Below are 6,365 nucleotides of genomic sequence, written 5' to 3' on the forward strand. Positions count from 1 at the left end.
TACGAGCCGTACCGCCGCCTGCCGCGCATGACGTTCAGCGGCCAGCACGCGCTCGCCGGCCTGCTCGAAGGCGGCATCGACGCCGAAGCGGTCGCGTTCTCGAAGGATCATGCGCTCGACGGCCGCCGCGTCGACCTCTACCCGCACCTGGACCTGCCGCTCGAGGGCGCCGCATGGTTCGTGCGCCCGGAGCTCGGCTACCGCTACACGAGCTACGGCCTCGACCATCTCGACCAGGGCAGCCCGCTGCTGCAGGGGCGCCACCCGAGCCGCGGCGTGCCGATCTTCAGCGTCGACAGCGGGCTCGTGTTCGAGCGCTCGCTCGATATCGCCGGCGAGGCGTACACGCAGACGTTCGAACCGCGCGCGTACTACCTGCGCGTACCGTACCGCGACCAGGACGACCTGCCGATCTTCGACACGCAGGAAGTGCCGTTCACCTTCAGCCCGCTGTTCCGCAGCAACCGCGTCGTCGGCGCCGACCGCCAGATGGACGCGAACAACCTGTCGCTCGCGCTGACCACGCGCTTCCTCGAGGACGCGACCGGCGTCGAGCGCGTGTCGGCGAGCATCGGCGAGATCCGCTACTTCGACGACCAGCGCGTGCAGCTGCCGGGCGTGCCCCCGACCGACTTCGGTGGCTCGACCTACGCCGGCGAGATCGATCTGCACCTCAACGACCGCTGGCGCGTCGTGCTCGACCAGCAGTGGAACCCGAACACGCACCACACCGACCTCTCGACGTTCACGCTGCAGAACCGCTTCGGCGACGGCGGCGTCGTCAACTTCTCGTACCGCTACCGGCGCGATTTCCTCGAACAGGTCGACGTCTCGACCGCGATCCCGCTGAGCCCGAGCTGGCGCGTGATCGCGCGCGAGAACTACGCGCTGAACGACCCGCTCGCGAGTGCGTCCGACCCGCGCGGTCGCGACGGCCGCACGCTCGAGCGCTTCATCGGCATCGAGCACGACACCTGCTGCCTCTCCTGGCGCGTGATTGCGCGACACTGGATCCGCAGCGCGAGCGGCGAAGCCGACAACGCGATCTACTTCGAGCTGGAGTTCAAGGGCGTCGGCTCGATCGGCCAACAGACGGACTCGTTCCTGCGCCGTGGTATCCTAGGTTATCAATGACTTGCCGGCTGCGGCCGGCCTGTCCCGCGGCGCTTCCGGAACCAACCGGCGGCGCCGGGGTCGATCCGATATCCCTCGTTTTCGCGGCGCCGCAAGCGCCCTATCCGGAACTCCCATGAAACGAACCCTGCCCGGCCTCGCCCTCGCCTTCGCCCTGCTGATTCCGGTCGCCACGCCCGCGTTCGCGCAGGCGGTGGCGAGCGAGCCGATCGACCGCATCGTCGCGGTCGTCGACGAGGATGTGGTGCTGCAGAGCGAACTCGATCGCCAGGTCGCGGCGGTCACGGCGCAGTTCGCCAAGAATCCGCAGCAGTTGCCGCCGCACGACGTACTGGAACGCCAGCTGCTCGACCGCCTGATCATGCAGAAGCTGCAGGTCGCGCGCGCCGATTCCACCGGCGTGAAGGTCTCCGACGCGCAGATCGACCAGGCGCTCGGCACGATCGCGCAGCAGAACCGCATGGACGTGAGCCAGCTGCGTGGCGCGATCGAGCGCCAGGGCATGAGCTACGACGGCTTCCGCGACAACCTGCGCGAGCAGCTCATCGTGCAGCAGCTGCGCCAGCGCGTCGCGCAGAGCCGCGTGCAGGTCAGCGATGCCGAGGTCGACAGCCTGATCAAGAACGGCAACCTGCACCCGGGCCAGATGCACATCGGCTACATCATGATCAACGTGCCCGACGGCGCGACGCCCGAGCAGGTCGACGAGGCGCGCGCGAAGGCGGACGACGTCAGGAAGCAGATCGATGGCGGCATGGACTTCGCCGCGGCGGCGATCCGCTACTCCAATGCGGAGAACGCGCTGCAGGGCGGCGATCTCGGCTGGCGCAGCGCGAACGAACTGCCGCCCGCGATGGTCGACGCGGCCGACCGCATGCAGGAAGGCGAGGTGTCGCAGCCGATCCGCGGTGCGAACGGCTTCCACATCATCAAGGTGATCGGCAAGCGCGATACCGGCACGCACATGGTCACCGAGTACGAAGCGAGCCACATCCTCGTCAAGACGAGCGAGCTCGTCACCAACGAGCAGGCCGAGAAGAAGATCAACGAGATCCGCGCGCGCGTCGTCGGCGGCGAGGACTTCGCCACGGTCGCCAAGGCGACCTCCGAGGACGAGCAGACGGCCGGCCTCGGCGGCGACCTCGGCTGGTTCGTCGGCGACGCCTACGGCACGAGCATCGCCAACACGGTCAAGGACATGAAGCCGGGCGACATCTCGCAGCCGTTCCAGACGAATGCGGGCTGGCACGTCCTCAAGCTCGTCGACGTGCGCCAGACCGACAAGGCCGGCGAGATGCAGCGCGACGAGGCGAAGAACATGCTGTTCGGACGCAAGGCCGAGGACGAGTACGCGAGCTTCCTGCGCCAGCTGCGCAGCGAGGCGTTCATCGAGATCCGCCTGCCCGGCGGCGACGCCCCGGCCGGAACGACCGGCGGCTGATCGCACGCGGCATGAGCCTGCCGCGCCTCGCGCTGACGGCCGGCGAACCTGCCGGCATCGGCCCCGAACTCGTCGCCCGGCTCGCGGCGAGCGACCTCGCGGCCGATCTCGTCGCGATCGCCGACCCTGACCTGCTCGCGCAGGGCGCGCGCGCTGCCGGCATCGCCCTGTCGCTGCGCCCCTACGACGGCGGGCCGATCGAGGCGCGCGCACGCGGCGAGCTGCGCGTCGTCGCGACCGCGTTGTCCGCGCCCGCGACGCCAGGGCAACTCGACGCGCGCAACGCGCCGTACGTGCTCGCCACGCTCGCGCGCGCGGCCGACGGCGCCGCGAATGGCGAATTCGCCGCCATCGTCACCGCGCCCGTGCACAAGGGCGTGATCAACGACGCCGGCATCCCATTCACCGGCCACACCGAATTCTTCGCCGCGCGTGCGGACCGCGACGTCGTCATGATGCTCACGGCGCCGGGCGGCGCACGCAACGGCGGCGACCTGCGCGTCGCGCTCGCGACGACGCACCTGCCGCTCGCGGCCGTGCCCGCGGCGATCACGCGCCCCGGGCTCGTGCAGACCCTGCGCATCCTCTGCGATGACCTCATCGCGCATTTCCGCATCGCCGCACCGCGCATCGCCGTGCTCGGCCTCAACCCGCACGCGGGCGAAGGCGGCCATCTCGGGCGCGAGGAGATCGACGTGATCGCGCCCGCGATCGGCCAACTGCGCGCGGCCGGCTTCGACGTGCAGGGACCGGTCCCCGCCGACACCGCGTTCGTGCCGACCCAGTTGCAACGCTACGACGCGGTGCTCGCGATGTACCACGACCAGGGCCTGCCCGTGCTCAAGCATGCGGGCTTCGGCCACGCGGTCAACGTCACGCTCGGGCTGCCGTACCTTCGCACCTCGGTCGACCACGGCACCGCCCTCGACCTCGCCGGCAGCGGCCGCGCCGACCCAGGCAGCCTCTTCGCCGCGGCCCGCCTCGCGCTGGCCCTTGCCGCACTCGCGGCGAAAAGCCGAGAGCAGGAGCGTTCAAAGACTGAAACGCGAAGGACACGGACGAAGCGTGAATGAAGCGTCCAAGAGGTTGAAACACGGAGCACACGGAGAGAGAAGCAAGAGAGTCTTCCTGCCTTTTGCTCCGTGTGCTCCTGTCGAAGGCTTTTACGTGATCCCGCTTTTCCTTCGTGTTTTTCGTGTTTCAGTCGTTTGCTGCTGCTATGGCTCTCGAACGCACGCGCCGGCACGCTCGGCTACGATAGGCGCATGCACGACACCCACGCACCGCACCAGCACAAGAAGCGCTTCGGCCAGCACTTCCTGCACGACGCCGGCGTGCTCGCGCGGATCGTGCAGGCGATCGCGCCGAAGCCGGGCGATCGCATCGTCGAGATCGGGCCGGGCGACGGCGCGCTGACGCTGCCGCTGCTGCGCGCGCTCGGGCGCCTCACCGTGATCGAGCTCGATCGCGACCTCATCCCGCGCCTGCGCGCCGCCGCCGAGGGCGTCGGCGAGCTCGAGGTCATCAACGCCGACGTGCTCTCGGTCGACCTGCGCCGGCTCGCCGGGGACGCGCCGCTGCGCGTGGTCGGCAACCTGCCCTACAACATCTCCTCGCCGATCCTGTTCCATTGCATCGGGCAGATCGACGCGATCCGCGACATGCATTTCATGCTGCAGAAGGAAGTCGTCGACCGCATGGCCGCGGCGCCGGGCAGCAAGGTCTACGGCCGGTTGTCGGTGATGCTGCAACTCGCCTGCCGCGTCGAGCCGCTGATCGAGGTGCCGCCCGCCGCGTTCCGCCCGCCGCCGAAAGTCGACTCGGCCGTGGTGCGCCTGCGGCCGCGTCCGGCGGCCGAACGACCGGCTGCGGATGCGGCGAGGATCGAGCGCGTGGTCAAGGCCGCGTTCGGCCAGCGCCGCAAGACGCTGTCCAATGCGCTGCACGGCGTGCTGGACCCCGAAGCGATCGCCCTCGCCGGGGTCGACCCGCGCGCGCGCGCCGAGCAGCTGGCGCCGGCCGCCTTCGTCGAGCTTGCCCGCATGGCCGGCCTCCCCGACAATCCCCCTCCATGACCGGCAAGAAGCCCTACGACATCACGATTTCCGTCAATACGCGCTTCCTCGACGACCAGTCGGCGCCCGGGGACAACCGCTACGCCTTCGCCTACACGATCACGATCGTCAACGAGGGCACGGTCGGCGCGCGCCTGCTGTCGCGCCACTGGATCATCACCGACGGCAACGGCAAGGTGCACGAAGTACGCGGCGACGGCGTCGTCGGCGAGCAGCCGTGGGTGCGCCCGGGCGACGACTACGAATACACCTCCGGCGCCGTGCTCGAAACCTCCCTCGGCACGATGCGCGGCAGTTACCAGATGATCGCCGACGACGGCACGCATTTCGACGCGATGATCCCCGCGTTCGTGCTGTCGATACCCAGGACGCTGCACTGACCATGGACGCCGACCTCCGCATGAACCCCGCCCCGCGCGCGCAGCGCCCCGCCGAGCCGGCGCGCTGACATGGCAGTCTGGGCCGTCGGCGACATCCAGGGTTGCCACGACGAACTGACTCGCCTGATCGACAAGCTCGAGTTCGATCCCGCTCGCGACACCCTGTGGTTCTGCGGCGACCTCGTCAACCGCGGCGGCCAGTCGCTCGCCGTGCTGCGCACGGTGAAGGCGCTCGGCGAGCGCGCGATCGTCGCGCTTGGCAACCACGACCTGTCGCTGCTCGCGATCGCCGAGCGCAAGCGCGAGGACCAGCAGCGCGTCAATCCGGAACTGCGCGAAATCCTCTTCGCACCCGACCGCGACGAACTGCTCGCCTGGCTGCGCCGGCAGAAGCTCCTGCACGTCGACCGCGCGCTCGATTTCGCGCTCGTGCACGCGGGCCTGTTCCCGCGCTGGACGATCGCGCAGGCGATGGAGATGGCGCAGGAAATCGAAGACAAGCTGCGCAGCGATGGCTACCGGCGCCTGTTGAAACAGTTGTTCGGCAACAAGCCGGACCTGTGGACGCCGAAGCTGCGCGGCGTCGACCGCTGGCGCGCGGGCATCAACGTGTTCACGCGCATGCGCTACTGCGACGTGCGCGGCCGCATCGGCTTCGGCGACAAGGGCGCGCCGGGCACGCAGCGCCCCGGCCTCTACCCGTGGTACGAGGTGCCGGGCCAGGTGAAGCGCGACGTACGCGTCGTCTGCGGGCACTGGTCGACGCTCGGCCGCTTCGCCGGCCTCGGCGTGCATGCGATCGACACCGGCTGCGTCTGGGGCGGCTGGCTCACCGCACTGCGCCTCGACGTCGAAGAACCCGAGTACGTCACGATCAAGTCGGATCGCAAGCCTGCGCCGGGCAAGGAAATGGACTGACGCCGGCACGCGCGGCCGGTGGACTCGCGGCCGTGCGTCCGCATCCATCGGCGATTCGTGCCGCTACGCCCCCCCTCCGTTTTCCCCGCTGCAGGTACCATCTGGAAGGTGGGATACGAGGTGAGGTGATGGCGACGGCGAAGAAGAAGCGATTGAGCGAGCTGCAGTTTTCGCTGGTCGCGCGCGCGCTGGCCGAGCCGCGGCGCTACCAGATGCTGCGGACGATCGGTGAGCACGCGACGGCGATGCCGTGCTGCGCCCTGCAGGAAACCCACAACGTCAGCGCGGCGACCATTTCCCATCACATCAAGGAACTGGAAGCCGCCGGCCTCGTCCGGATCGTGCGCGAAGGCAAATTCGCCCACCTCAGCGTGCAGCGCGACGTCCTGCGCGCCTATCTCGACCAGCTCGCGGAAA

The 6,365-nt window shown here is 69.4% G+C and carries 7 protein-coding genes; all 7 read left to right on the forward strand.

The window, feature by feature from the left end; all coding sequences use genetic code 11:
* The coding region (gene lptD, locus ACTHK2_RS14110; RefSeq protein ID WP_440246357.1) for an LPS assembly protein LptD at positions 1-1,134 on the forward strand (1,134 nt) is incomplete at its 5' end.
* Positions 1,135-1,249: 115 nt separating this feature from the next.
* Positions 1,250-2,575, forward strand: a complete 1,326-nt coding sequence (locus ACTHK2_RS14115; RefSeq protein ID WP_440246358.1) for a peptidylprolyl isomerase — start codon at positions 1,250-1,252, stop codon at positions 2,573-2,575.
* Positions 2,576-2,586: 11 nt separating this feature from the next.
* On the forward strand, positions 2,587-3,648 hold the full coding sequence (pdxA, locus tag ACTHK2_RS14120; protein WP_440246359.1) for a 4-hydroxythreonine-4-phosphate dehydrogenase PdxA: 1,062 nt from the start codon (positions 2,587-2,589) through the stop codon (positions 3,646-3,648).
* Between the two features lie 192 nt (positions 3,649-3,840).
* Positions 3,841-4,650, forward strand: a complete 810-nt coding sequence (gene rsmA / locus ACTHK2_RS14125; protein ID WP_440246360.1) for a 16S rRNA (adenine(1518)-N(6)/adenine(1519)-N(6))-dimethyltransferase RsmA — start codon at positions 3,841-3,843, stop codon at positions 4,648-4,650.
* Positions 4,647-5,030: a Co2+/Mg2+ efflux protein ApaG gene (gene apaG, locus ACTHK2_RS14130; RefSeq protein ID WP_131995227.1), complete on the forward strand. Its 384-nt coding sequence runs from the start codon at positions 4,647-4,649 to the stop codon at positions 5,028-5,030. Before rsmA ends, apaG begins: the two co-directional genes overlap by 4 nt.
* Before the next feature lie 69 nt (positions 5,031-5,099).
* Positions 5,100-5,948 carry a symmetrical bis(5'-nucleosyl)-tetraphosphatase gene (locus ACTHK2_RS14135; protein WP_440246361.1) on the forward strand — a complete coding sequence of 283 codons (849 nt, stop codon included), beginning with the start codon at positions 5,100-5,102 and terminating at the stop codon, positions 5,946-5,948.
* A 128-nt stretch (positions 5,949-6,076) separates the two neighbouring features.
* Positions 6,077-6,365: ArsR/SmtB family transcription factor (locus tag ACTHK2_RS14140; protein WP_440246362.1), on the forward strand; the 289-nt coding region annotated here is incomplete at its 3' end.

Origin of the sequence: Dokdonella sp. (genome assembly GCF_051958935.1) — a bacterium.
Classification (GTDB): domain Bacteria; phylum Pseudomonadota; class Gammaproteobacteria; order Xanthomonadales; family Rhodanobacteraceae; genus Dokdonella_A.